The 22,410-nt window shown below is 60.0% G+C and carries 19 protein-coding genes; 14 read left to right on the top strand and 5 right to left on the bottom strand.

The window, feature by feature from the left end:
* Positions 1-41: 41 nt before the first annotated feature.
* The 7 genes from LPQ25_RS04815 to LPQ25_RS04845 all read left to right on the top strand — a co-directional run bounded on the left by LPQ25_RS04815 (position 42) and on the right by LPQ25_RS04845 (position 8,357).
* Positions 42-1,439: an FAD/NAD(P)-binding protein gene (locus LPQ25_RS04815; RefSeq protein WP_004149578.1), complete on the top strand. Its 1,398-nt coding sequence runs from the start codon at positions 42-44 to the stop codon at positions 1,437-1,439.
* A 73-nt stretch (positions 1,440-1,512) separates the two neighbouring features.
* Positions 1,513-2,919, top strand: a complete 1,407-nt coding sequence (locus LPQ25_RS04820; RefSeq protein ID WP_002915313.1) for an LLM class flavin-dependent oxidoreductase — start codon at positions 1,513-1,515, stop codon at positions 2,917-2,919.
* Entirely contained in the window at positions 2,916-3,938 is a 1,023-nt protein-coding gene (locus LPQ25_RS04825; protein ID WP_004174621.1) for a methionine ABC transporter ATP-binding protein, read from the top strand. Before LPQ25_RS04820 ends, LPQ25_RS04825 begins: the two co-directional genes overlap by 4 nt.
* The gene (locus tag LPQ25_RS04830) at positions 3,935-4,633 is read left to right on the top strand and encodes a methionine ABC transporter permease (RefSeq protein ID WP_002915267.1); all 699 of its coding nucleotides are present in this window, start codon (positions 3,935-3,937) and stop codon (positions 4,631-4,633) included. Before LPQ25_RS04825 ends, LPQ25_RS04830 begins: the two co-directional genes overlap by 4 nt.
* On the top strand, positions 4,630-5,508 hold the full coding sequence (locus tag LPQ25_RS04835; RefSeq protein ID WP_002915265.1) for a MetQ/NlpA family ABC transporter substrate-binding protein: 879 nt from the start codon (positions 4,630-4,632) through the stop codon (positions 5,506-5,508). Before LPQ25_RS04830 ends, LPQ25_RS04835 begins: the two co-directional genes overlap by 4 nt.
* Before the next feature lie 193 nt (positions 5,509-5,701).
* Positions 5,702-7,123: an MFS transporter gene (locus tag LPQ25_RS04840; protein ID WP_015875124.1), complete on the top strand. Its 1,422-nt coding sequence runs from the start codon at positions 5,702-5,704 to the stop codon at positions 7,121-7,123.
* 10 nt (positions 7,124-7,133) lie between these two features.
* Positions 7,134-8,357, top strand: coding sequence for an acyl-CoA dehydrogenase family protein (locus LPQ25_RS04845; RefSeq protein ID WP_004890080.1), 1,224 nt, complete (start codon positions 7,134-7,136; stop codon positions 8,355-8,357).
* A gap of 45 nt (positions 8,358-8,402) precedes the next feature.
* Here LPQ25_RS04845 and LPQ25_RS04850 read toward each other — a convergent pair whose 3' ends face one another.
* From LPQ25_RS04850 to queF, 5 genes are all read right to left on the bottom strand, one after another.
* A complete protein-coding gene (locus LPQ25_RS04850) occupies positions 8,403-9,344 on the bottom strand; it encodes an aliphatic sulfonate ABC transporter substrate-binding protein (protein WP_014907008.1) in 942 nt (313 codons plus the stop codon).
* A gap of 138 nt (positions 9,345-9,482) precedes the next feature.
* A complete protein-coding gene (locus tag LPQ25_RS04855) occupies positions 9,483-10,850 on the bottom strand; it encodes an L-serine ammonia-lyase (RefSeq protein WP_014907009.1) in 1,368 nt (455 codons plus the stop codon).
* Between the two features lie 65 nt (positions 10,851-10,915).
* Positions 10,916-12,205: an HAAAP family serine/threonine permease gene (locus tag LPQ25_RS04860; RefSeq protein ID WP_004151070.1), complete on the bottom strand. Its 1,290-nt coding sequence runs from the start codon at positions 12,203-12,205 to the stop codon at positions 10,916-10,918.
* A 509-nt stretch (positions 12,206-12,714) separates the two neighbouring features.
* On the bottom strand, positions 12,715-14,082 hold the full coding sequence (ppnN, locus tag LPQ25_RS04865; RefSeq protein WP_002915258.1) for a nucleotide 5'-monophosphate nucleosidase PpnN: 1,368 nt from the start codon (positions 14,080-14,082) through the stop codon (positions 12,715-12,717).
* A 111-nt stretch (positions 14,083-14,193) separates the two neighbouring features.
* Positions 14,194-15,039: an NADPH-dependent 7-cyano-7-deazaguanine reductase QueF gene (gene queF, locus LPQ25_RS04870; protein ID WP_004174633.1), complete on the bottom strand. Its 846-nt coding sequence runs from the start codon at positions 15,037-15,039 to the stop codon at positions 14,194-14,196.
* Between the two features lie 68 nt (positions 15,040-15,107).
* Between queF and syd the strand changes: the two genes are divergently transcribed.
* The 7 genes from syd to gudD all read left to right on the top strand — a co-directional run bounded on the left by syd (position 15,108) and on the right by gudD (position 22,381).
* The gene (gene syd / locus LPQ25_RS04875) at positions 15,108-15,653 is read left to right on the top strand and encodes a SecY-interacting protein (protein WP_002915253.1); all 546 of its coding nucleotides are present in this window, start codon (positions 15,108-15,110) and stop codon (positions 15,651-15,653) included.
* Between the two features lie 631 nt (positions 15,654-16,284).
* Entirely contained in the window at positions 16,285-16,614 is a 330-nt protein-coding gene (locus LPQ25_RS04880; RefSeq protein WP_002915249.1) for a YqcC family protein, read from the top strand.
* Positions 16,614-17,408, top strand: a complete 795-nt coding sequence (gene truC, locus LPQ25_RS04885) for a tRNA pseudouridine(65) synthase TruC (protein ID WP_002915236.1) — start codon at positions 16,614-16,616, stop codon at positions 17,406-17,408. Before LPQ25_RS04880 ends, truC begins: the two co-directional genes overlap by 1 nt.
* A 4-nt stretch (positions 17,409-17,412) precedes the next feature.
* A complete protein-coding gene (locus LPQ25_RS04890) occupies positions 17,413-17,856 on the top strand; it encodes a flavodoxin (protein WP_002915235.1) in 444 nt (147 codons plus the stop codon).
* Between the two features lie 471 nt (positions 17,857-18,327).
* Positions 18,328-19,680, top strand: a complete 1,353-nt coding sequence (locus LPQ25_RS04895) for an MFS transporter (protein ID WP_014907011.1) — start codon at positions 18,328-18,330, stop codon at positions 19,678-19,680.
* A gap of 2 nt (positions 19,681-19,682) precedes the next feature.
* Complete coding sequence (locus LPQ25_RS04900; protein ID WP_004185436.1) at positions 19,683-21,023, top strand: enolase C-terminal domain-like protein; 1,341 nt, start codon at positions 19,683-19,685, stop codon at positions 21,021-21,023.
* Between the two features lie 17 nt (positions 21,024-21,040).
* A complete protein-coding gene (gudD, locus tag LPQ25_RS04905; protein ID WP_014907012.1) occupies positions 21,041-22,381 on the top strand; it encodes a glucarate dehydratase in 1,341 nt (446 codons plus the stop codon).
* Positions 22,382-22,410: the final 29 nt, after the last annotated feature.

Below are 22,410 nucleotides of genomic sequence, written 5' to 3' on the forward strand. Positions count from 1 at the left end.
CGGAGCGCGACCATGAGACAGCATACCGGAGGAGGGCAGCGATGAGTGCAGAACCGCATATCGTGATTATCGGCGGCGGCTTTAGCGGCGCGGCGGTGGCGATTGAGCTGCTGCGCCTGGCGCCGAACGGGGTGCGCGTGACGCTGCTGGAGCCGCGCCAGTCCCCCGGGGCCGGGGTGGCCTACTCCACTGCGGAGCCGACGCACCGGATTAACGTTCCGGCCGCTCGCATGCAGCTGGCCGGCGACGAAGAGGGCGCCTTCGATCATTGGTACCGCCATCAGCCTGCCTTTACCGTCGATGTGCAGGCGCTGCGCCCGGACGGTTCCGTCTACCCTCAGCGCGGCCAGTTTGGTCGCTATGTGGCGCAGCGTTTTGCCGACGCCGCGGCGTCCAGCGGCGGAAGGCTTCGCCACCTGCGCGATCGGGCGCTCGCTTTTCATCAGGGGATGGTGACCACCGACGGCGGCCTGCAGCTTAAGGCCGATCTGCTGGTGCTGGCGATCAGTCATCCACCGCCTTCGCTGCCGGCACAGGCCGAAGCCTGGCGTCATCATCCGGCGCTGATTGCCAACCCGTGGCAGCCAGGCGCGCTCGATGCCATCGCCCCGCACGCCCGGGTGGCGGTGATGGGCACCGGATTAACCATGGCCGATACGGTCGCGACGCTGGACCGGCTGGGCCACCGCGGCAGTATCGTCGCCTTTTCGCGCCATGGGCTGCTGTCGCGCGGCAACCTTAGCGGCGCAGGGGCAACCTGGCCTGGCGACTATCAGCAGGGCAGCCTGCGCCAGCGCCTGCGCCAGATCCGCCTCGACGTCGCGTATGCGGCGCAGCAGGGCCTGAGCTGGCAGGTGGTGCTGGATGCGGTTCGTCAGCAGGGGCAACGGATCTGGCAGGCGCTCAGCGTCGCCGATCGCCAGCGTTTTCTGCGCCATCTGCGCCATTACTGGGATGTCCACCGCTACCGCGTGGCGCCGCAGGTCGCCGAGGTGCTGGAGGCGCGCCAGCGCACGGGCAGTCTGCAGGTGCAGGCGGCCAGGCTACTGTCGATAAGCGGTGAAGGCGAAACGCTGCGTCTGACGCTGGCGCGGCGCGGCGGCGGCGTGCAGACGCTGAGCGTCGATCACCTGATCCTGACCACCGGACCCGCACACCGCGCCCTGACCGACAGCCAGCCATTTTTACAGGACCTCGCCCGCCGCGGCCTGATTCGCGCCGATGCCCTCGGCATGGGCCTGGAGGTGGACAGCCGTTCCCGGGCAGTGGCTGAGCCGCACGTTGAGGCGCTGCCGGTGCTGGTGGCCGGTCCGGCCGCCCGCGGGCGTTTTGGCGAACTGATGGGCCTGCCGCAGGTAGCCGACCATGCCGCTGACGTGGCGGCGCAAGCGTTACTCACGCTCGGGATCCCGCAGGACTCCCGATGTCCTGCGTACTGAATACCTCTCTTTCTTTTCCCTGATTCATTTTGCCGCGTGCGCCCCGGCGACGGGCCGCGCTATGGAGATTGCTATGTCATCACAACGTGAAATTCGTCTTAACGCTTTCGATATGAACTGCGTCGGCCATCAGTCGCCGGGCCTGTGGGCGCATCCCCGGGATCGCTCCTGGCAGTATAAAGATCTGGAGTACTGGGTGGATCTGGCGCGGCTGCTGGAGCGCGGCAAGTTCGACGGGCTGTTTATCGCCGACGTGCTGGGGATCTATGACGTGCTGAACGGCAGCGGCGATGCGGCGATCCGCCAGGCGACGCAGGTTCCGGTCAACGATCCGCTGGCTCTGATCACCCCAATGGCGCTGGTGACGGAGCATCTGGGCTTCGGCCTGACCGCCTCGCTGTCGTTTGAGCATCCTTACCCCTTCGCTCGTCGTCTGTCGACGCTCGATCATCTGACCAAAGGGCGGGTGGGCTGGAATATCGTCACCTCCTATCTGGAGAGCGGGGCGCGCAATATCGGCCAGCAGACCCAGACCGACCATGACACCCGCTATGACTATGCCGATGAGTATTTGCAGGTGATCTATAAGTTGCTGGAGGGAAGCTGGGAGGATGGGGCGGTGCTGCGCGACAGAGAGCGGAAGATCTTCAGCGATCCGCGGAAAATCCATCCCATTAACCATCAGGGACAGTTCTTTTCCGTGCCGGGGATCCACCTCTGCGAGCCATCCCCGCAGCGCACGCCGGTGCTGTATCAGGCGGGGGCGTCCAGCCGCGGCAAACAGTTCGCCGCCGGCCATGCCGAATGCGTCTTCGTCGCAGCGCCGTCGAAGGTGCTGCTGAAGAAGACGGTGGCGGATATTCGCCGCCGGGCAGCTGAGGCGGGGCGCGATCCGCACAGCATCCTGATCTTCAACCTGCAGACGGTGATTGTCGGCGACACCGACCGCGAGGCACAGGCGAAGTGGCAGGAATATAAGCAGTACGTCAGCTATGAAGGCGCGCTGGCGCTGCTCTCCGGCTGGACGGGGATCGATTTCGGCCAGTATCAGCCGGATCAGGTGCTGAAGTATCTGCACACCAACGCCATTCAGTCGGCGGTGGAGGCCTTTTCGACCGCTGATCCGAACCGCCAGTGGACGGTGCAGGCCCTGGCCGATTGGGCGGGGATCGGCGGCTTCGGTCCGCTGGTGGTTGGCAGCGCGCAAACCGTGGCGGACGAACTGCAGTCCTGGGTCGAAGAGACGGACGTCGATGGCTTTAACCTCGCCTATGCCGTCACTCACGAAACCTTCCGCGATGTCGTCGAGCTGCTGGTGCCTGAGCTGCAAAAGCGCGGCGTCTTTAAGCAAGAGTACCGCGAGGGGACCCTGCGCGAAAAACTGTTCGGCGGCGGCCCGCGTCTGGCCGCGCCTCACCCGGGCGCCAGCTACCGCCGCGATGCGCGCACGGCGGCATCGGTAGAGGAGAAGGTGACATGATCGCTATTGATGACCTGCATAAAAGTTACCGCACAGCGGATGGCCGGCTCAGCGCGGTGCTGAAAGGGCTGTCGCTGCAGGTGCCTGAGCGCTCCATCACCGCGGTGGTGGGGCCGAGCGGCGCCGGTAAATCAACCCTGGCGCGCTGCATCAGCCTGCTGGAGCAACCGGACAGCGGCAGCATTCGTATCAATGGCCAGGATCTGTCGGCGCTGTCCGGCGAGGCGCTGCGCCGGGAACGGCGGGCGATTGGCACCGTTTTCCAGTCTTCGGCGCTGTTGAGCCGCAGGACCGCCTGGGAGAATGTCGCCCTGCCGCTGGCGTGGCTTGGTGTGGTGGAGCGCGATATCAAGGCGCGGGTTGGCGAGCTGCTGGAGAGCGTCGGCCTGAGCCACAAAGCGGATGCCTGGCCGGCCCAGCTCTCAGGCGGCCAGCGCCAGCGGATCGGCATTGCCCGCGCGCTGGCGCTGCGCCCGTCCGTTCTGCTGGCGGATGAAGCCACCTCCGGCCTCGATCCTCAGGCCACGGCCTCGGTGCTGGCTCTGCTCAAGCGGCTGCGTGATGAGTACCAGCTGGCGATCGTCCTGATTACCCATGAAATGGACGCGGTGCGCACGGCGGCGGATGCGGTGGCGGAGATCCGCGACGGGACGATCGTCCAGTACGGGCGGATCGAAGATCTGCTGGCGCGTCCCGATTCTCTGCTCGGCCAGCAGCTGTTGCCGCTGACGCCGGCGGCAGCTACCCACAGCGATCTGCTGCTGCGTCTGAGCTACCGCTGGGATGTGCCGGTGGCCACCGACTGGATCAGCCGCCTGAGCCAGCAGTGGGCGCTGCAGATCGATCTCCTTGGCGGTCACGTCGAGGTGATTAATGGTCGGCTGGCCGGTCGCCTGCAGGCCGGAGTGCGCTTTCAGGGCGAACGCCTGTCGCCCGCGCGACTGCAGGGCCTGCTGGCGCAGCTCGGCATAACGGCGGAGATCCTCGACAGCGCGCCGTTGCTCAGGGAGGCGGTATGAAACCGACAGTCATCAGTCAGGATACCCCCTGGGGCGAAATCCCTTCGCTGCTGCTCCCCGCCTATGGCGAAACCTGGCTGATGGTGGCCATTGTGATGCTGTTTGTCGTCACGCTGGGAGGGCTGGTGGGGGTGGTGTTGTTTAATGCCTCGCCGCGGGGCTTATTTCCGCACGCACTGCTGTACCGGCTGCTGAACTGGGTGGTCAATATGGGACGTTCGCTGCCGTTTCTGGTGCTGATGGCCGCCATTATCCCGTTCACTTACTGGCTGACCGGCACCACGATTGGCATCCCCGCCGCGGTAGTGCCGATGATCGCCGCCGGCGTCCCGTTCTTTGGCCGTCTGGTGGAGAACGCGCTGCGCGAGTTGCCGGCGGAGGTCACCGCGGTGGGGGTCGTCTGCGGCGGGTCGCGCTGGCAAATCATTGCCAGCGCGCAGCTCAGTGAAGCCATGCCCGCGCTGGTGGCGGCGGTGACGCTAAACCTGGTCTCGATGATCGAGTATTCGGCTATCGCCGGGACCATCGGCGCCGGCGGCATCGGCTACCTGGCCGTGGTGTACGGCTATCAGCGCTTCGACAACCACATCATGATCGCGACGATCGTTGCCCTGATCGCCACGATCCAGTTGATTCAATTTTTGGGTGACCGTCTGGTCAACCGTTTACGCCACACGCAGGGGAACCTTGTATGACAACAGAGCAATTTGAGTTACGTAAAGCGCGGCGCTGGCCCTGGCTGGCGGCGCTGGCGGTGATTATCCTGCTCGCTATCGCCTTCTGGTGGTGGCGGGGACATACCCAAAGCCAGCAGGTGGTCTTCGGCAGCACGTTAAAAATTCACTACGAGCCGGCGATGGCCGGCGAGCAGCGGATCATTGAGTATATTAATCAGCATATTGCGCCCGATTACGGTCTGAAACTGGAGGCGGTGGGGGTGCAGGATCCGGTCCAGGCTGACCGCGCGGTAGCGGAAGGTCAGTATGCCGGGACGATCTATCAGCATCAGTGGTGGCTTAAACAGGTGGTGGACGCTAACGGCTTTGCGCTGTCGACCACGGTGCCGGTGTTCCAGTGGGCGTTTGGCATCTATTCCGACCGCTACTCGTCGGTACAGGCGTTGCCCAACGGCGCGACCATTGTCGTGCCTGACGATGGCGCCAATCAGGGGCAGGCCCTGTGGCTGCTCCAGCGCATTGGGTTGATCTCGCTCGACCCGGCGGTGGAGCCGCGCACGGCGAAGCTGAAAAATATTGTCGGTAACCCGCATCAGTTTGTCTTTAAAGAGCTGGATCTGCTGACCATGCCGCGGGCGTTAAATTCGGTGGATGCCGCCATCGGCTATGTCTCGCAATTTGACGCCGGGAAAGTGCCGCGTGAGAAAGGCATATTATTCCCGCCGGCGCCGCGCACCTTTGCTTCGCAATTAGTGATTGGTACACCGTATTTATCGCAGGAAAATATCGTCAAATTAAAACAGGCTTTTTCTGACCCGCGGATCCAGACGTGGTTAAAAACCACCGATGACCCGCTGGTAAAAGACGTATTAGTTCCAGTGTCCGCGGAATAAGCGTCCTGCACGACGTCTATTTTCGTTGTTATTTATTTCCCTTGAGGATGCGTGAAAACGCGTCCTTTTTGTGCTGGTGATATTTATTAACTTATTGATTATATTGATTTTTATAGAATTATTTGTTGTTTTGATTCTCGTCGCGCGCGGTCTATAACCGCTGATGACCTGCACAAAATAATAAGGTGAAAAAATGAGTACATTACCAGTGGATAATCCCGGTATCGCTTCGGTACCGGTCAGTAGCGTCGGGGATGTGGCGCGGCTAATTAATTCCGGCAAGGAACATGCGAAATATGCGCGGATGATTGTCTTCCTCGCGCTGGGGGGCGTTTTTCTCGACGCATATGACTTAACCACGCTCTCCTACGGTATTGATGACGTTGTACGTGAATTTCAGCTCTCACCGCTGCTGACCGGCCTGGTGACTTCGTCCATTATGGTCGGGACTATCGTCGGCAATATTATCGGCGGCTGGTTGACCGATAAATATGGTCGCTATTCGGTTTTTATGGCCGATATGTTCTTTTTCGTGATTTCGGCTATCGCCGCCGGGCTGGCGCCGAACGTCTGGGTGTTGATTGGCGCCCGTTTCCTGATGGGCATCGGCGTTGGCATCGACCTGCCGGTAGCGATGTCCTATCTGGCCGAGTTTTCCCGCTTTGCCGGCAAAGGCAACAAAGCGGCTCGCCTCGCGGCGTGGTGCCCGATGTGGTACGCCGCCTCAACCGTCTGCTTTCTCATTATCTTCGGCCTCTATTTCCTGCTGCCGCAGGAGCATCTTGACTGGCTATGGCGCGCCTCTCTGCTGTTCGGCGCCGTGCCGGCACTGCTGATTATTGCCGTCCGCAGTCGATTTATGAATGAATCCCCGCTGTGGGCGGCGAACCAGGGCGATCTGACCTCTGCAGTGCGTATTTTACGCGACTCCTGGGGGATCCATGCCCATGAGGTCCCGGCGGCGAAGCCCGCGCCAGCGCCGAAAGTGAGCTTCCGCGTGCTGTTCGAAAAACCCTACCGCGAGCGGACTATCGTCGCCGGGGTGATGAATATCTGTATCTCCTTCGAGTACACGGCGATTGCCTTTTTCCTGCCGTCAATTCTTGCCCAGTTCCTCGGGGCTGGCGTCTTCGAAACTATTTCGGCATCGCTGGGGCTGAACGCCCTGTTTGCTTTTACCGGTGGGCTGCTCGGTATGCATCTGGCGTGGAAATATCCTTCGCGTCATGTGGCGATAGCCGGCTTCGCCCTGCAGTTTGTGGCGCTGATTGTGCTGGCGCTGGTGGGGCAACCGCACGCGACGGCAGGTATCGTGCTGGCTATCGCGATGCTGGGGCTGTGGCTGTTCGCCGAAGGGTTTGGCCCGGGGGCGCAGCTGATGATCTACCCGGCGCTCTCCTATCCTACTGCCATTCGCGCCACCGGGGTCGGTTTCAGCCGGGCACTCTCCGGGATCGGCAGCGCGCTGGCGTTGTTTATTCTGCCGCTGCTGCAGGCCTACCTCGGCACGCAGATGTTCTGGGTGGTCTCGCTTGCCGCCATTATTCCCATTTTCTTCCTGCTGGCGGTCCGTCATGAACCGACGCGAGAAGATATCGACGCACTTCATGAATAAGGAACTGACAATGACCCTGCTCTCCACTGGCACCGATTATGACGCGCTGGCGGCCGCCTTCCGCCCGATATTCACCCGTATCGCCCAGGGCGCTGCGGAGCGCGAACAGCAGCGCATTCTGCCCGATGAGCCGATCCGCTGGCTGAAAGAAGCGGGCTTCGGCACGCTGCGTATCCCGCGCGAGAAGGGCGGCTGGGGCGCTTCGCTGCCGCAGCTCAGCGCGCTGCTGATCGAGCTGGCGCAAGCGGACTCTAACCTGCCGCAGGCCCTGCGCGCGCACTTTGCCTTTGTGGAAGATCAGCTGAATCAGCCGGATTCCGCCGGGCGCGACCGCTGGTTTCGTCGCTTCCTCGACGGTGAGCTGGTGGGCAGCGGCTGGACGGAGATCGGCGCGGTTAAGCTGGGAGAGGTGAACACCAGAGTGACGCCGGCAGAGGGCGGCTGGCGACTCGACGGCGAGAAGTTTTACAGCACCGGCGCGCTGTACGCCGACTGGATCGATGTGTTTGCCCGGCGCAGTGATACCGCCAGCGATGTGATAGCCCTGGTCAGCACCCAGCAGACCGGCGTGGTGCGGGAAGATGACTGGGATGGCTTTGGCCAGCGGTTGACCGGCAGCGGGACCACCCGCTTTACCGGCGCTCGGGTGGAAACCGAACATGTCTATGATTTTGCCCAGCGCTTTCGCTATCAGACCGCCTTCTACCAGCATGTGCTGCTGGCGACCCTCGCGGGCATTGGCCTGGCGGTTGAGCGGGATGCCGCGCAGGGCGTCAAACATCGCTCCCGGATGTACAGCCACGGCAACGCCGCCGTGCCGCGCGATGACGCCCAGGTTCTGCAGGTCGTTGGGCAGATCAGCAGCTGGGCATGGGCGACCCGGGCCGCGGTCCTGCAGGCCGCGGAATCGCTGCAGCAGGCCTATGTGGCGCACGTCAGCGACGACGAAGCATTGATTGCCCGGCGTAACCAGCTGGCGGAAGTGGAAGCGGCGCAGGCGCAGGTGATCGCCAGCGACTGGATCCCGCGGGCGGCGACGGAGCTGTTTAATGCCCTCGGGGCGTCGGATACGCGAACTCGCCTTGCGCTGGATCGCCACTGGCGCAATGCGCGGACGGTTGCCTCGCATAATCCGGTGATTTATAAGGCACGTAATATCGGTAACTGGCTGGTGAACGGTGAAGCGCCCACCTTTATCTGGCAGATAGGCAATGGTGAGAAAACGGCGGGGTAAGCCTGTCGGCGACGGGAGGCGCAGAGCTTCCCGTCGTCAGGAAAATCAAGGTTTATCCAGCGACCAGGTGGCGCTGCGCACGTCGACTTTCACCGGCAGCAGGCCGATGCGCGTAAAGGTATCCGCCAGCGCCTGCTGTTCGTTATACACCGCCGGGGTCATGCGTTCGGCACCGTAGGGCAGGCGGGCCAGGGTCTTCAGCCAGATGGCTTTATCCAGTCCGGTTGAGGTCGACAGCAGCCCGGCGGCCTCGTCCTGATGGCTGTTCGCCCACGCGCTGAGTTTACCCAGCTCATCCACCACCTGCTTTGCTGTCTCCGGGTAGGTATCTGCAAACTTGCGGCTGGCGAGATAGAAGGTGTAGTGCGGCACCAGCCCCTCGGCATTGCGGATCTGTCGGGCTTTCGCGTTGGTTTCCACTTCTGCGAGGAACGGATCCCAGATCACCCACGCATCAATCGCCCCGCGCTGGAAAGCGGCGCGGGCGTCCGCCGGCGGCAGATAGACCGGGGTGATGTCTTTATAGCTGAGGCCCGCTTTTTCCAGTGCGGCAACCAGCAGGTAGTTGACGTCAGACCCCTTGTTCAACCCCACGCGCTTGCCCTTCAGGTCGGCCACGCTGTGGATTACCGACTGTTCAGGCACCACAATCGCTTCCGTTTTCGGGTTAGCGGGGGAGTGGGCAAGGTAGACCAGATCGGCTTGCGCCGCCTGGGCAAAGGCCGGAGGTGCATCGCCGGTCGCGGCCAGATCGATACTACCGACGTTCAGCCCCTCCAGCATTTGCGGCCCGGCGGGGAATTCGACCCAGCGTACGGCAATGCCCTGTTTTTTCAGGCTCTCATCCAGTGTGCCGCGGTACTTCAGCAGCGCGAAGATATTCGCCTTTTGATAGCCGATGTTGACGGTTTCCGGCGCTTTGGCCAGCGCGGAGGTAGAGAGGGCGGCGAGGACCAGCAGCCAGGCGGGGCGGAATCGGTTGGACATTGTCTGTTCTCCTTAGCGGTTTTGCGTAAGGTAACAAACAGCGCTTATAACCATTAAATAACTAAAATTTTATTGATATAACAAAAAGAGTTATGCAGGACGATGGCCCGACACGCCGACGCGTGGCGGGCCAGCAGGTTAATCGCAGGCAACAATCTTCATCGCCAGACCACCGCGGGAGGTTTCCCGGTACTTGGCGTTCATGTCTTTGCCGGTTTCGTACATGGTCTCGATCACTTTATCGAGACACACGCGCGGCTCGCTGGTCCGGCGCAGCGCCATTCGCGCGGCGTTGACCGCTTTCACGGCAGCGATAGCGTTGCGTTCGATGCACGGCACCTGCACCTGGCCGGCGACCGGGTCGCAGGTCAGGCCGAGGTTATGCTCCATAGCGATCTCTGCCGCGATGCACACCTGACCCGGGCTGCCGCCCAGCAGTTCCGCCAGACCGGCCGCCGCCATCGAGCAGGCGACCCCCACTTCACCCTGGCAGCCGACTTCGGCGCCGGAGATGGAGGCGTTCATCTTATACAGCGAACCAATCGCGCTGGCGACCAGCATATAGCGGGCCAGGGAGTTGCTGTTCACCTTGCGGATAAACTTGTCGTAGTAGGCCAGCACCGCCGGCACGATACCGCAGGCGCCGTTGGTTGGCGCGGTCACCACCCGGCCGCCGGCGGCGTTCTCTTCGTTCACCGCCAGGGCGAACATATTGATCCAGTCGACCACCGCCATCGGATCGCTGTTGGTGGTGTCCTGGCTCACCAGCATGCGGCGCAGCGCGGCGGCGCGGCGCGGGACGCGCAGTTTGCCCGGCAGGACGCCTTCGGTGGTGATGCCGCGCTCGATACCGGCGCTCATCACTTCCCACACCGCGGCGAAGTGTTGCTCAAGGGCTTCTTTGCTGTGCAGCGCCAGTTCGTTCTGCATCATCAGGCCGGAGAGCGACAGCCCGGTTTCACGGCAGTGACGCTGCAGGTCGGCGGCGTTTTTGTAAGGGTAAGGAACGGCAACCGGCGCCTCGGTAGTCTGGCCGAAGTGCTCCTCATCAACGATAAAGCCGCCGCCGATAGAGTAATACGTCTGGCTGTAGAGCACCTTGTCGCCGGCCAGGGCGGTGATGCGCATGCCGTTCTCATGCAGCGACAGGTTGTCGGCATGGAAATTCATGCACTGATCCACCGGGAAGTCCACTTCGTGCTGACCGTTGGCCAGCATCAGGCGGCCATGGGTATTAACGTCCTGAATAAAGCCCGGAATGGCGTCGATGTCGACCGTGTCCGGCAGGTTGCCGGCGAGTCCCATGATAATCGCGATATCGGTATGGTGGCCTTTACCGGTCAGGGAGAGGGAGCCGTAGACGTCGACGACGACTTTTCTCACCTCGGCCAGCAGGCCGCGCGCGATCAGGTCGTCAGTGAATTGTTTGCCCGCTTTCATCGGTCCAACGGTATGGGAGCTGGAAGGGCCAATGCCGATTTTAAAGATATCGAATACGCTGATCATATGTATTCCCGTGCTGTCGGAAAGCGCGCCGCCGTAAAGCGGCGCGGGGGGAGGCGTTGAATGAATTAGCTGAACAGAGAGTAGAAGATCGCGGAGATGGCAATCAGGCCCATAATCACCACGAAGACGTTGCTGATATGGCCGCTGTATTTACGCATCGCCGGGACTTTCTGAATCGCGTACATCGGCATCAGGAACAGGATCATCGCGATAATCGGGCCGCCAAGGGTCTCGATCATACCGAGGATGCTCGGGTTCAGGGTTGCCACAATCCAGGTGGTGATCAGCATGAACAGCGCGGTCAGCTTGTTCAGTTTGTTGATTTCAATCGATTTGCCTTTACTGCGCAGGGATTTAATCACCATGCCGTTAAAGCCTTCGCGAGCGCCCAGATAGTGGCCAAGGAAGGATTTGGTGATGGCGATCATCGCGATGATCGGTGCCATCCAGGCAATGATTGGCGCGTTAAAGTGGTTCGCCAGGTAAGACAGAATCGAGATGTTCTGCTCTTTCGCCGCCGCCAGGTCTGCCGGAGAGAGGCTCAGAACGCAGCTGAAGACGAAGAACATCACGGTCAGCACCATCATGATGTGGGCGCGCGCGAGGATACTGGAGCATTTCTTCTCAGCGCCTTCGCCGTACTCTTCACGTTTGGCTACCGCGAAGGAAGAGATGATCGGCGAGTGGTTGAAGGAGAAGACCATCACCGGGATCGCCAGCCACAGGGTCATCAGCAGGCCGTTGCCGGTAACGGAAGCGCCGCTCAGGGAGAGCGTCTCCAGCGCCGCGCCGTTCCACTGCGGGATCAGATACAGAGCCAGCACCATCAGCGCGATAACGAACGGGAACACCAGCACGCTCATCGCTTTCACAATCATCTGCTCGCCGAAACGCACAATGGTCATCATGCCGACAATCAGGATCAGCGACAGAATGGCGCGCGGCGGCGGCGTCATGTGCAGCTGGTGCGCCATGAAGGTTTCGACGGTGTTAGTGATCGCCACGCTATAAACCAGCAGGATCGGGTAGATAGCGAAGAAATAAAGCAGGGTAATCAGCTTACCTGCGCCTACGCCGAAGTGTTCTTCCACTACTTCGGTGATGTCTTCGCCCGGGTTTTTCCCGGAGAGCACGAAGCGGGTCATGCCGCGGTGGGCGAAGAAAGTCATCGGGAAGGCCAGAATCGCCATGATGATCAGGGGGATCATGCCGCCAACGCCGGCGTTGATCGGCAGGAACAAGACGCCCGCGCCAATCGCCGTGCCGTACAGGCCCAGCATCCACATGGTGTCGGTTTTACGCCATCCGCTGCGGGTTTCGCCCGAAACGATGGTGCTGGTTTGAGTGGTTTCCATCTGTATCTCCTGGAGGAATCAACAAAATCTAATGAATAAATACAATTGCGTAACATGAAATTCGTTTAATTACGGTTTTTTTAGAAATTTTCTCCGTAATAATTGGGCCGGAAAGATACATTTATATGGTTTATGCATCAGTGATCGCGATCTCAAATGCAATAATCCACTTTCAATGTGCGTATTTTTAGTCCAACAGCCTGTTTCTGGTGATCAGCCAGCGATTTGTGGCGCGAAGGCTACCATTTGCAGCATATGAGATAAAAGCGGAGCGGCGTAATAACGAGGGATTTACTGTAAAAAAGAGAACTAGTCGACGTTTTTGCGCTTAAAACCATTTTTTGCAGTGATAATTGTCGCAGTTTTTACCAACGCAAACGTTTGGCTATGTAGAAATAATTCAGGTGATTGATTAGTAACAGAAAGGTTTTTAGCGCGTTCTGGAAGTCAGAGGAAGAGAGCCCGCCGGGGGCAGGCGTCAGGCGATGCCCCGGCGGGAGAGGGGGAAATCAGGCGATGATTTCGTAGCAAGGAATATAGGCGGTGCCGCCCGGAAGCTTCATGCGGTGCTGGGCGACGAAGCCCTGCAGCAGATCGTCCATACGGCGCATCATCTCCGGATCGCCGTGCAGTTTGTAAGGACCGTACTGCTCAATGGCCTGGATGCCCACCTCTTTGACGTTCCCCGCGACAATCCCGGAGAAGGCGCGACGCAGGTCGGCGGCCAGCACTTCCACCGGCTGATCCGGGGAGAGTTTGAGGTTGGCCATGTTCTCGTGGGTCGGATCAAACGGCATCTGCAGGTCCGGCGAGATGCGAATCGACCAGTTAAAGCTATAGGCGTCATCGGTCTCGCGACGGCTCTCTTTCACCAGCGGCATCGCTTTTTTCATCTGCCGCGCCACTTCCGCGGGGTCGTCAATGATGATCCGGTAGTGGCGACGGGCCGATTCGCCCAGGGTATGGGTGATAAACTCGTCCAGTACGCGGAAGTAGTCGGCGCTCTCCTTCGGCCCGGTGAGGATCAGCGGCAGCACCTGCGCTTTGTTGTCGGGGTGCATCAGAATACCCAGCAGGTAGAGCAGCTCTTCGGCAGTGCCGACGCCGCCCGGGAAAATAATGATCCCGTGGGCGATACGTACGAAGGCCTCCAGACGCTTTTCGATATCCGGCATGATGATCAGTTCATTGACCAGCGGGTTCGGTGGTTCCGCAGCGATAATGGATGGTTCGGTCATGCCGATAAAGCGGCTGTCTTTGTAGCGCTGCTGCGCATGGCCGACGGCGGCGCCTTTCATCGGCGCCTCCATTGCGCCAGGCCCGCAGCCGGTGCAGATATTCAGTTCCCGCAGGCCCAGCTGCGTACCGACGCGGCGGGCGTAGAGATATTCGTTTTCGTTGATGGAGTGGCCGCCCCAGCAGACGATCATGTTCGGCGCCTCGCCGACGTGCAGCGCGCGGGCGTTGCGCAGGATCGAGAACACCAGGTTAGTGATATGAACCGAACTTTCGAGATCGAGGTTCGGGAAGCGAACGGTATTGTGGATCTGGCCGTAAACAAACAGGATATCGCGCAGCACGGCGAACAGGTTGGCCTGCAGGGAGCGGATAATCCGCCCGTCAACGAAGGCGTCTTCCGGCGGGTTGATCAGTTCCAGCTTCACGCCGCGTTCGCGCCGCAGCACGTTAATCTCGAAATTTTCGAAACGGGACAGGAGCTCCTTGCTGTTATCGGTCAGGCTCCCCGAATTGAGCACAGCAAGCGAGCAGTTGCGAAAGAGTTGGTACAGGTCGCTGCTGGCGGTGCGCTTAAGCATATCCACTTCCAGCTGCGACAGCATATCCATTGAACCAAGCGGGCTAACATGTGTAATCAAGTGAACTCCTTACAGGACGCTTATGGTCTTCCTGTGATTACAATAGCCCTGCGAACGGCGTTTCCACAACCTTGCGCGCGCCTAAACGCACGCAAATTGTGAAATTGTTTATTATTGACGGGCGAGGCGGCCGGTGGCGGGGGAAAAGTCGCCATTGCTGCGCCAGGGGTTGATATCCAGACCGCCGCGTCGCGTATAGCGGGCGTAAACGGAAAGCGATTCCGGCTGGCAGAAACGGAGAATATCGTTAAAGATACGTTCGACGCACTGCTCATGGAATTCGTTATGGTGGCGGAACGAAACCAGATAGCGCAGGAGCTGCTCGCGGTCGATTTTCGCCCCCCGATACTGGATCTGCACCGAGCCCCAGTCCGGCTGATGAGTGATAAGGCAATTGGACTTCAGCAGGTGGCTGACCAGCGTCTCCTCCACGATTTTGCCGCTGGCGGCGCCCTGCAGGTAATCGGCGCTGAACTGATAGTTATCGATCTCGATATCCTGATCGTCGATGCAGGTGCCGTGCAGGCGGGCAATCGGCTGGCCTTCCAGTTCATCCAGGCGGTAGAGCGATACCTTAACCTTCCCCTGCGCGCAGGCGCTGAGATCGCGAGTCAGCGTCTCTGCAACGTCCTGCCAGCTGGCGAAACGGGTCTGGTTAAAGCTGTTGAGATAGAGCTTAAAGCTTTTCGACTCCACCAGATTGAGGCTGGTATCGGGCAGCTCGACGTGGCCGACAGCCACCTGCGGCAGACCTTTGCCGTTCAGCCAGGAGAGTTCGTACAGCGTCCAGATATCGGCGCCGTGAAACGGCAGATTATCGGCATGCAGGCCCAGCGGGTCGCGGTTTAAACTGCGCGGCACGCCCTGCAGCAGCGAGGCGTCATAGGTATCGCGGTAATCGGTTGATTTACCGAGCGTCAGGCCGGCCAGCGCCTGATGATTATCGTAAGAAGACATGTTTCACCATAGTAAAGCGGGTACACTATTGCTCCAGTGTATCCTGTCTAACGTGAAGAGAGAAACCGGTGGACCATCAGACAGCAGAAGCGCTACGCGCTTTTACCCAACGATATTGCGCCGTCTGGCAGCAGCAGCGCCACAGCCTGCCGCGCAGTGAAGAGCTTTACGGCGTCCCGTCGCCTTGCGTTGTCGACACCCAGGGCGAGGCCGTTTTCTGGCAGCCGCAGCCGTTTTCGCTGGCGCAAAATATCAGCGCGGTTGAACGCGCCCTCGACATTGTGGTACAACAGCCGCTTCATTCTTATTATACCACTCAGTTTGCCGGCGATATGTCCGGCCGGTTTGCCGGCGAAACCTTGACGCTGCTGCAGACCTGGAGTGAAGAGGATTTCCAGCGGGTGCAGGAAAATTTAATCGGGCACCTGGTGGTGCAGAAGCGGTTGAAGCTGTCGCCGACGCTGTTCATCGCCACCCTCGAGAGTGAACTGGATGTGATATCCGTCTGTAATCTCAGCGGCGAGGTAGTCAAAGAGACCCTCGGCACCGCCAAACGCATTACGCTTTCTCCCTCACTTGCGGGTTTCCTCAACCACCTTGAGCCAGTTCTGTAATCCAGTCTGCCAGATCGTTTGTGAGAGATCTCTTACAAAACCTGTAAGAGATCGTCATCATTTAAGGTAAATTTAATCCATACTTTTTTATATAAGTTGTTGGTATTAAATCAGATCTTAATTTTTTCGTCCTTTTGAGTGGGGACTAATCTTAAGAGATTGTCTCAAGAAGGGTTGTAAGAAGGGGCAGAATCAGTGATCCTATGTCTGTCGACAGGACGTCGCGAAATGAAGCGAACATCAGGATGATGGCGCTTCTGCAGGACCCGCCAGGACGGCGTTGCAGGGACAGGCTTCAGGATGAAGCAAGGATAACGCAGGATCGCGTAATGGACACCTCCAGGATGGAGAACGAGAGCCGCTCAGGATGAACGGTGGATCAGGAAGATCGGGACAAACTTATGGATAAGTCATTTCGCATCGGGGTGGTGTGAAAGCAGGATGCACGTGTTTATGGATGAACATGGTCAGGAGACCTCAGGAAAAGTTTTCAAGGACGAGCAGGGAGCACCAATGTAGCGGGACTGCTGCAAAACGAACCGGGAGCACTGTTTATACAGTGCTCCCTTTTTTTATTTCTCCTGCGGATTTGCTATCCTGCGCCCGGTTTTTAACTCATCGAGGTTTCCCCATGACTCTTCACGATAGCGTGCGCGATCGCCTGCGCGCCATTGAAGCCCTGCTGCGCGAAACGGAGCACTGGCAGGAGACGGCGCCGGACAGCAGCGCCTTCGCCAGCGATAAGCCGTTTTGCCTGGATACCCTGGAGCCGCTGGAGTGGCTGCAGTGGGTCCTGATCCCGCGTATGCACCAGCTGCTGGAGAGCGGCCAGCCGCTGCCGCAAAATTTTGCCGTTGCGCCTTATTACGAAATGGCTCTGGATCAGGCCCACCCGGTCCGCGAATCCATGCTGGCGGAACTTCTGCTGTTAGACGCGCTGTTTGCCGGTGAGCAGGCCTGATGCTGGAGATTATCTACCAGGACGACTGGCTGGTGGCGGTCAACAAACCCTCGGGCTGGCTGGTGCATCGCAGCTGGCTCGATCGCGACGAGAAAGTGGTGGTGATGCAGACCGTGCGCGACCAGATTGGTCAGCACGTTTTTACCGCTCATCGTCTCGACCGGCCCACCTCCGGCGTGCTGCTGATGGGATTGTCGAGCGAGGCGGGCCGGCTGCTGGCGCAACAGTTCGAGCAGCACCAGATCCGGAAGCGCTACCATGCGATCGTCCGCGGCTGGCTGATGGAAGAGGCGCTGCTGGATTACCCGCTGGTAGAGGAGCTGGATAGAATCGCCGATAAGTTCGCCCGCGAAGATAAAGGGCCGCAGCCAGCGGTAACCCACTACCGCGGTCTGGCGACAGTGGAGATGCCAGTGGCGACTGGGCGCTATCCCACCTCGCGCTATGGGCTGGTGGAACTGGAGCCGAAAACCGGCCGCAAGCACCAGCTGCGCCGTCATCTGGCCCACCTCCGTCATCCGATCCTCGGCGACAGCAAGCACGGCGATCTGCGGCAAAACCGCAGCGCCGCGGAACATTTCGGCTGTCACCGCCTGATGCTGCACGCCAGCGAGCTGTCGTTAACCCATCCTTTTACCGGCGAGCCGCTGACCCTGCGCGCCGGTTTTGACGACGTCTGGATGCGCGCGCTGTCGCAGTTTGGCTGGCGCGGGCTTCTCCCGCTAAATGAAAGGGTTGAGTTTGCCGACGACAGCGGTCAGGATGAAGAGAATAAGGTCAATCCAGGGAGATAATAGCATGGCGGAAGTCGGAATTTTTGTCGGCACCATGTACGGCAACTCGCTGCTGGTCGCGGAAGAAGCGGAAGCGATCCTCAGCGGACTGGGACACAAGGCTACCGTGTATGAGGATCCGCAGGTCAACGACTGGGAATCCTACACGGGTAAGTATGTGCTGGTGGTCACCTCCACCACCGGGCAGGGCGATCTGCCGGACAGCATCGTCCCGCTGTATGAGGGCATCAAAGATATGTATCAGCCTCACCTGCGGTACGGCATTATCGCGCTCGGCGACAGCACCTATGCCAACTTTTGCGGCGGCGGCCTGAAGTTCGATCAGCTGCTGCAGGAGCAGGGCGCGAAGCGCATCGGCGAGATGCTGAAGATTGACGCCAGCGAAGACCCGGAGCCGGAGAGCGTCTCCAATCCGTGGGTTGAGCAGTGGGCCACCCTGCTCGCATAAAAGCGCTGCCCTCTCCCTACGCAGAGGGCGCTCTTTCAATACGTCGCGGCCAGATACGCGGACGTCAAAATAGTAGCGCTTTCCAGGCGCCGCGCCTTTAGGCAAACGCCACAATATCCTTAGCAATACCATGGCTTAAGCCAGCCAGTTTCACCGGGTCAAGTGAGGTATTTCACACTCCGGCCTTTTTTGCTGCGCTATGCGGCGCCAGCGGCGCTGGCTTTTCAATTCCGTGAACCTCCCCCCATTCTTTCGGGCATTCGCCACAAACCACCTGCAATAGCGGCGTAAAAGCTGTGTGGATGCACGGTGAGCCGCGGTGTGCCTCTTCATATACTGCTCCAGCCAGTGATAAATGCAGTGCCAGATATAACGACAACTATCAAAACACGACCACGTCATTCTGATTACCCTACAGGTTGTGCTGTTCAGAATGAACGTAGCTAAACGCTATGATTCAGGAGTACAACAATGAGTTCATTAAGTCAGGCGGCGACGGCGGCTGAAAAGCGCACCAACGCCCGCTACTGGATAGTGGTGATGCTGTTTATCGTCACCTCTTTTAACTATGGCGACCGGGCGACGCTGTCGATCGCCGGTTCGGAAATGGCCAGGGATATCGGCCTTGATCCGGTGGGGATGGGGTATGTGTTCTCCGCCTTCTCATGGGCTTATGTCATCGGCCAGATCCCGGGCGGCTGGCTGCTCGACCGCTTCGGCTCGAAGCGCGTCTATTTCTGGTCGATCTTCATCTGGTCGATGTTTACCCTGCTGCAGGGCTTCGTCGATATCTTCAGCGGCTTTGGCATTATCGTTGCGCTGTTTACCCTGCGCTTCCTCGTCGGCCTTGCCGAGTCGCCGTCATTCCCCGGCAACAGCAGGATCGTCGCCGCCTGGTTCCCGGCGCAGGAGAGGGGGACAGCGGTATCGATTTTTAACTCCGCCCAGTACTTTGCCACCGTTATTTTCGCGCCGATCATGGGCTGGCTGACGCATGAAGTGGGTTGGTCGCATGTGTTTTTCTTTATGGGCGGGCTGGGGATTGTGATCAGCTTTGTGTGGCTGAAAGTGATCCACGATCCGAACAACCACCCGGGCGTGAACCAGAAAGAGCTGGACTATATCGCCGAAGGCTGGGCGCTGATCAACATGGATCAGAAGAGCAGCGCGCAGAAAGTGCCGTTTAGCGTCAAAATGGGGCAGATCAAGCAACTGATCGGCTCGCGGATGATGATCGGCATCTATATCGGTCAGTACTGCATCAACGCCTTAACCTACTTCTTTATCACCTGGTTCCCGGTTTATCTGGTGCAGGCGCGCGGCATGTCGATCCTCAAAGCCGGCTTTGTCGCCTCGATTCCGGCGGTGTGCGGCTTTGTCGGCGGGGTGCTGGGCGGGGTGATCTCCGACTGGTTAATGCGCCGCACCGGCTCGCTGAACATTGCGCGCAAAACGCCGATTGTGCTGGGGATGCTGCTCTCCATGACCATGCTGATGTGTAACTATGTCAACGTGGAGTGGATGGTGATCGGCTTTATGGCAATGGCCTTCTTCGGCAAAGGGATCGGCGCCCTCGGCTGGGCGGTGATGGCGGATACCGCGCCGAAAGAGATTAGCGGTCTCTCCGGCGGTCTGTTCAATATGTTCGGCAATATCTCCGGCATCGTCACCCCGATCGCCATCGGCTATATCGTCGGCACCACCGGCTCGTTCAACGGCGCGCTGATCTACGTCGGTATCCATGCCCTGGTGGCGGTGCTGAGCTATCTGGTGCTGGTGGGCGATATCAAACGTATCGAACTGAAACCTGTAGCGGGACGTTAATCATGACTACTCAATCCAGCCCGATTATCACAGAGATGAAGGTCATTCCGGTGGCCGGGCACGACAGCATGCTGCTGAACATCGGCGGAGCGCATAACGCATGGTTTACCCGCAATATCGTGGTGTTAACCGATAACGCCGGCCATACCGGCGTCGGCGAAGCGCCCGGCGGAGAGGTCATCTACCAGACGCTGCTGGCGGCGATCCCGCAGGTGGTGGGCCAGGAGGTCGCCCGACTCAATCGCGTGGTGCAGCAGGTGCACAAAGGCAATCAGGCGGCGGATTTCGACACCTTCGGCAAAGGGGCGTGGACCTTCGAACTGAAGGTTAACGCGGTGGCGGCGCTGGAAGCGGCGCTGCTCGACCTGCTCGGCCAGGTGCTTAATGTGCCGGTCTGCGAGCTGCTGGGCCCGGGTAAGCAGCGTGATGCCGTCACCGTGCTGGGCTACTTGTTCTATATCGGCGATCGGCAGAAAACCGACCTTGGTTATCTGGACCATACGCCGGGCGATCACGAATGGTACCGCCTGCGCCACCAGCAGGCTTTGAGCAGCGAGGCGGTAGTGCGTCTGGCGGAAGCCGCCCAGGATCGCTACGGTTTCAAAGACTTTAAGCTCAAAGGCGGCGTGCTGCCCGGCGAGCAGGAGATCGACACCGCGCGGGCGCTGAAAAAGCGTTTCCCGGATGCGCGCATCACCGTCGACCCTAACGGCGCCTGGCTGCTGGATGAGGCCATCGCGCTGTGTAAAGGGCTGCAGGATGTTCTGACCTACGCCGAAGATCCGTGCGGCGCCGAGCAGGGTTTCTCCGGCCGGGAGGTGATGGCCGAGTTCCGCCGCGCCACCGGGCTGCCGGTCGCCACCAATATGATAGCCACTAACTGGCGCGAAATGGGCCATGCGGTGATGCTCAACGCCGTCGATATCCCGCTGGCGGACCCGCACTTCTGGACGCTCTCCGGCGCGGTGCGGGTGGCGCAGCTGTGCGACGACTGGGGGCTCACCTGGGGCTGCCATTCCAACAACCACTTTGATATTTCCCTGGCGATGTTTACCCACGTCGGCGCCGCCGCGCCGGGCAACCCCACCGCCATCGATACCCACTGGATCTGGCAGGAGGGCGACGCGCGCCTGACCAAAAATCCGCTGCAGATTATTAACGGCAGCATTGCCGTGCCAGACGCGCCGGGACTCGGCGTGGAACTTGACTGGGAGCAGGTGCGCAGAGCCCATGAGGCCTATAAAGCGCTGCCGGGCGGCGCGCGCAACGACGCAGGCCCGATGCAGTACCTGATCCCCGGCTGGACATTCGACCGCAAACGTCCCGTTTTCGGCCGCCACTAATTAAAAAGGATGATGCTATGACGACTTTCTCTTCAACGCCCGTTGTCACCACCATGCAGGTGATCCCGGTTGCCGGCCATGACAGCATGCTGATGAACCTGAGCGGCGCGCACGCCCCGTACTTCACCCGCAATATCGTAATTATCAAAGATAACGCCGGCCATACCGGCGTCGGTGAAATCCCGGGCGGTGAAAAAATTCGCCAGACCCTGGAGGATGCCATTCCGCTGGTGGTGGGCAAAACGCTGGGCGAGTATAAAAACGTGCTGGGCGCGGTGCGCAATCAGTTTGCCGACCGCGACGCCGGGGGCCGCGGCCTGCAGACCTTTGACCTGCGCACCACCATTCACGTGGTGACCGGCATCGAAGCGGCACTGCTGGATCTGCTGGGCCAGCACCTTGGGGTCAACGTCGCCTCGCTGCTAGGCGAGGGCCAGCAGCGCAGCGAAGTCGAAATGCTGGGCTATCTGTTCTTTGTCGGTAATCGCCATGCGACGCCGCTGGCCTATCAGAGCCAGCCGGATGAGCAGTGCGAGTGGTATCGCCTGCGCCATGAAGAGGCGATGACGCCGGATGCGGTAGTCCGCCTGGCGGAAGCGGCGTATGAAAAATATGGTTTCAACGACTTTAAGCTGAAGGGCGGCGTGCTGGCCGGTTTTGAAGAAGCCGAAGCGATCAGCGCCCTGGCGAAGCGCTTCCCGAATGCTCGCGTCACTCTCGACCCGAATGGCGCCTGGCTGCTTGAGGAGGCCATTCAGATTGGTAAACAGCTGAAGGGCGTGCTGGCCTATGCGGAAGATCCGTGCGGCGCCGAACAGGGCTTCTCCGGCCGCGAAGTGATGGCCGAGTTCCGCCGCGCGACGGGCCTGCCGACCGCCACCAATATGATCGCCACCGACTGGCGGCAGATGGGCCATACGCTGTCGCTACAATCGGTGGATATCCCGCTGGCGGACCCGCACTTCTGGACCATGCAGGGGTCGGTGCGCGTAGCGCAGATGTGCCATGAGTTCGGTCTGACCTGGGGTTCGCACTCTAATAATCACTTCGACGTGTCGCTGGCGATGTTCACCCACGTCGCGGCAGCGGCGCCGGGCAAGATCACCGCTATCGATACCCACTGGATCTGGCAGGAGGGCAACCAGCGTCTGACCAAACAACCTTTTGAAATCAAAGGCGGCATGGTGCAGGTACCGAGTACCCCGGGCCTGGGGGTTGAGCTGGATATGGACCGCGTGATGCAGGCAAATGAGCTATATAAGAAACATGGTCTTGGCGCCCGCGACGATGCGATGGCGATGCAGTATCTGATCCCGGGCTGGACCTTTGACAACAAGCGTCCATGCATGGTGCGCTAAAAGTCCGCCGGCCTCTGCGGGGGCCGGCA

The organism is Klebsiella sp. KPN54798, assembly GCF_021184225.1.
Classification (GTDB): Bacteria; Pseudomonadota; Gammaproteobacteria; order Enterobacterales; family Enterobacteriaceae; genus Klebsiella; species Klebsiella pneumoniae.

What these genes read in the sequence shown, in the direction of transcription:
- LPQ25_RS04825 (WP_004174621.1), top strand. Translation starts at nt 2,916, where the DNA reads ATGATCGCTATTGATGACCTGCATAAAAGTTACCGCACAGCGGATGGC.
- LPQ25_RS04845 (WP_004890080.1), top strand. Translation starts at nt 7,134, where the DNA reads ATGACCCTGCTCTCCACTGGCACCGATTATGACGCGCTGGCGGCCGCC.
- LPQ25_RS04840 (WP_015875124.1), top strand. Translation starts at nt 5,702, where the DNA reads ATGAGTACATTACCAGTGGATAATCCCGGTATCGCTTCGGTACCGGTC.
- gudD (WP_014907012.1), top strand. Translation starts at nt 21,041, where the DNA reads ATGACGACTTTCTCTTCAACGCCCGTTGTCACCACCATGCAGGTGATC.
- LPQ25_RS04860 (WP_004151070.1), bottom strand. Translation starts at nt 12,205, where the DNA reads ATGGAAACCACTCAAACCAGCACCATCGTTTCGGGCGAAACCCGCAGC.
- LPQ25_RS04815 (WP_004149578.1), top strand. Translation starts at nt 42, where the DNA reads ATGAGTGCAGAACCGCATATCGTGATTATCGGCGGCGGCTTTAGCGGC.
- LPQ25_RS04890 (WP_002915235.1), top strand. Translation starts at nt 17,413, where the DNA reads ATGGCGGAAGTCGGAATTTTTGTCGGCACCATGTACGGCAACTCGCTG.
- LPQ25_RS04855 (WP_014907009.1), bottom strand. Translation starts at nt 10,850, where the DNA reads ATGATCAGCGTATTCGATATCTTTAAAATCGGCATTGGCCCTTCCAGC.
- LPQ25_RS04900 (WP_004185436.1), top strand. Translation starts at nt 19,683, where the DNA reads ATGACTACTCAATCCAGCCCGATTATCACAGAGATGAAGGTCATTCCG.
- LPQ25_RS04880 (WP_002915249.1), top strand. Translation starts at nt 16,285, where the DNA reads ATGACTCTTCACGATAGCGTGCGCGATCGCCTGCGCGCCATTGAAGCC.
- LPQ25_RS04850 (WP_014907008.1), bottom strand. Translation starts at nt 9,344, where the DNA reads ATGTCCAACCGATTCCGCCCCGCCTGGCTGCTGGTCCTCGCCGCCCTC.
- queF (WP_004174633.1), bottom strand. Translation starts at nt 15,039, where the DNA reads ATGTCTTCTTACGATAATCATCAGGCGCTGGCCGGCCTGACGCTCGGT.
- LPQ25_RS04835 (WP_002915265.1), top strand. Translation starts at nt 4,630, where the DNA reads ATGACAACAGAGCAATTTGAGTTACGTAAAGCGCGGCGCTGGCCCTGG.
- truC (WP_002915236.1), top strand. Translation starts at nt 16,614, where the DNA reads ATGCTGGAGATTATCTACCAGGACGACTGGCTGGTGGCGGTCAACAAA.
- LPQ25_RS04830 (WP_002915267.1), top strand. Translation starts at nt 3,935, where the DNA reads ATGAAACCGACAGTCATCAGTCAGGATACCCCCTGGGGCGAAATCCCT.
- LPQ25_RS04895 (WP_014907011.1), top strand. Translation starts at nt 18,328, where the DNA reads ATGAGTTCATTAAGTCAGGCGGCGACGGCGGCTGAAAAGCGCACCAAC.
- LPQ25_RS04820 (WP_002915313.1), top strand. Translation starts at nt 1,513, where the DNA reads ATGTCATCACAACGTGAAATTCGTCTTAACGCTTTCGATATGAACTGC.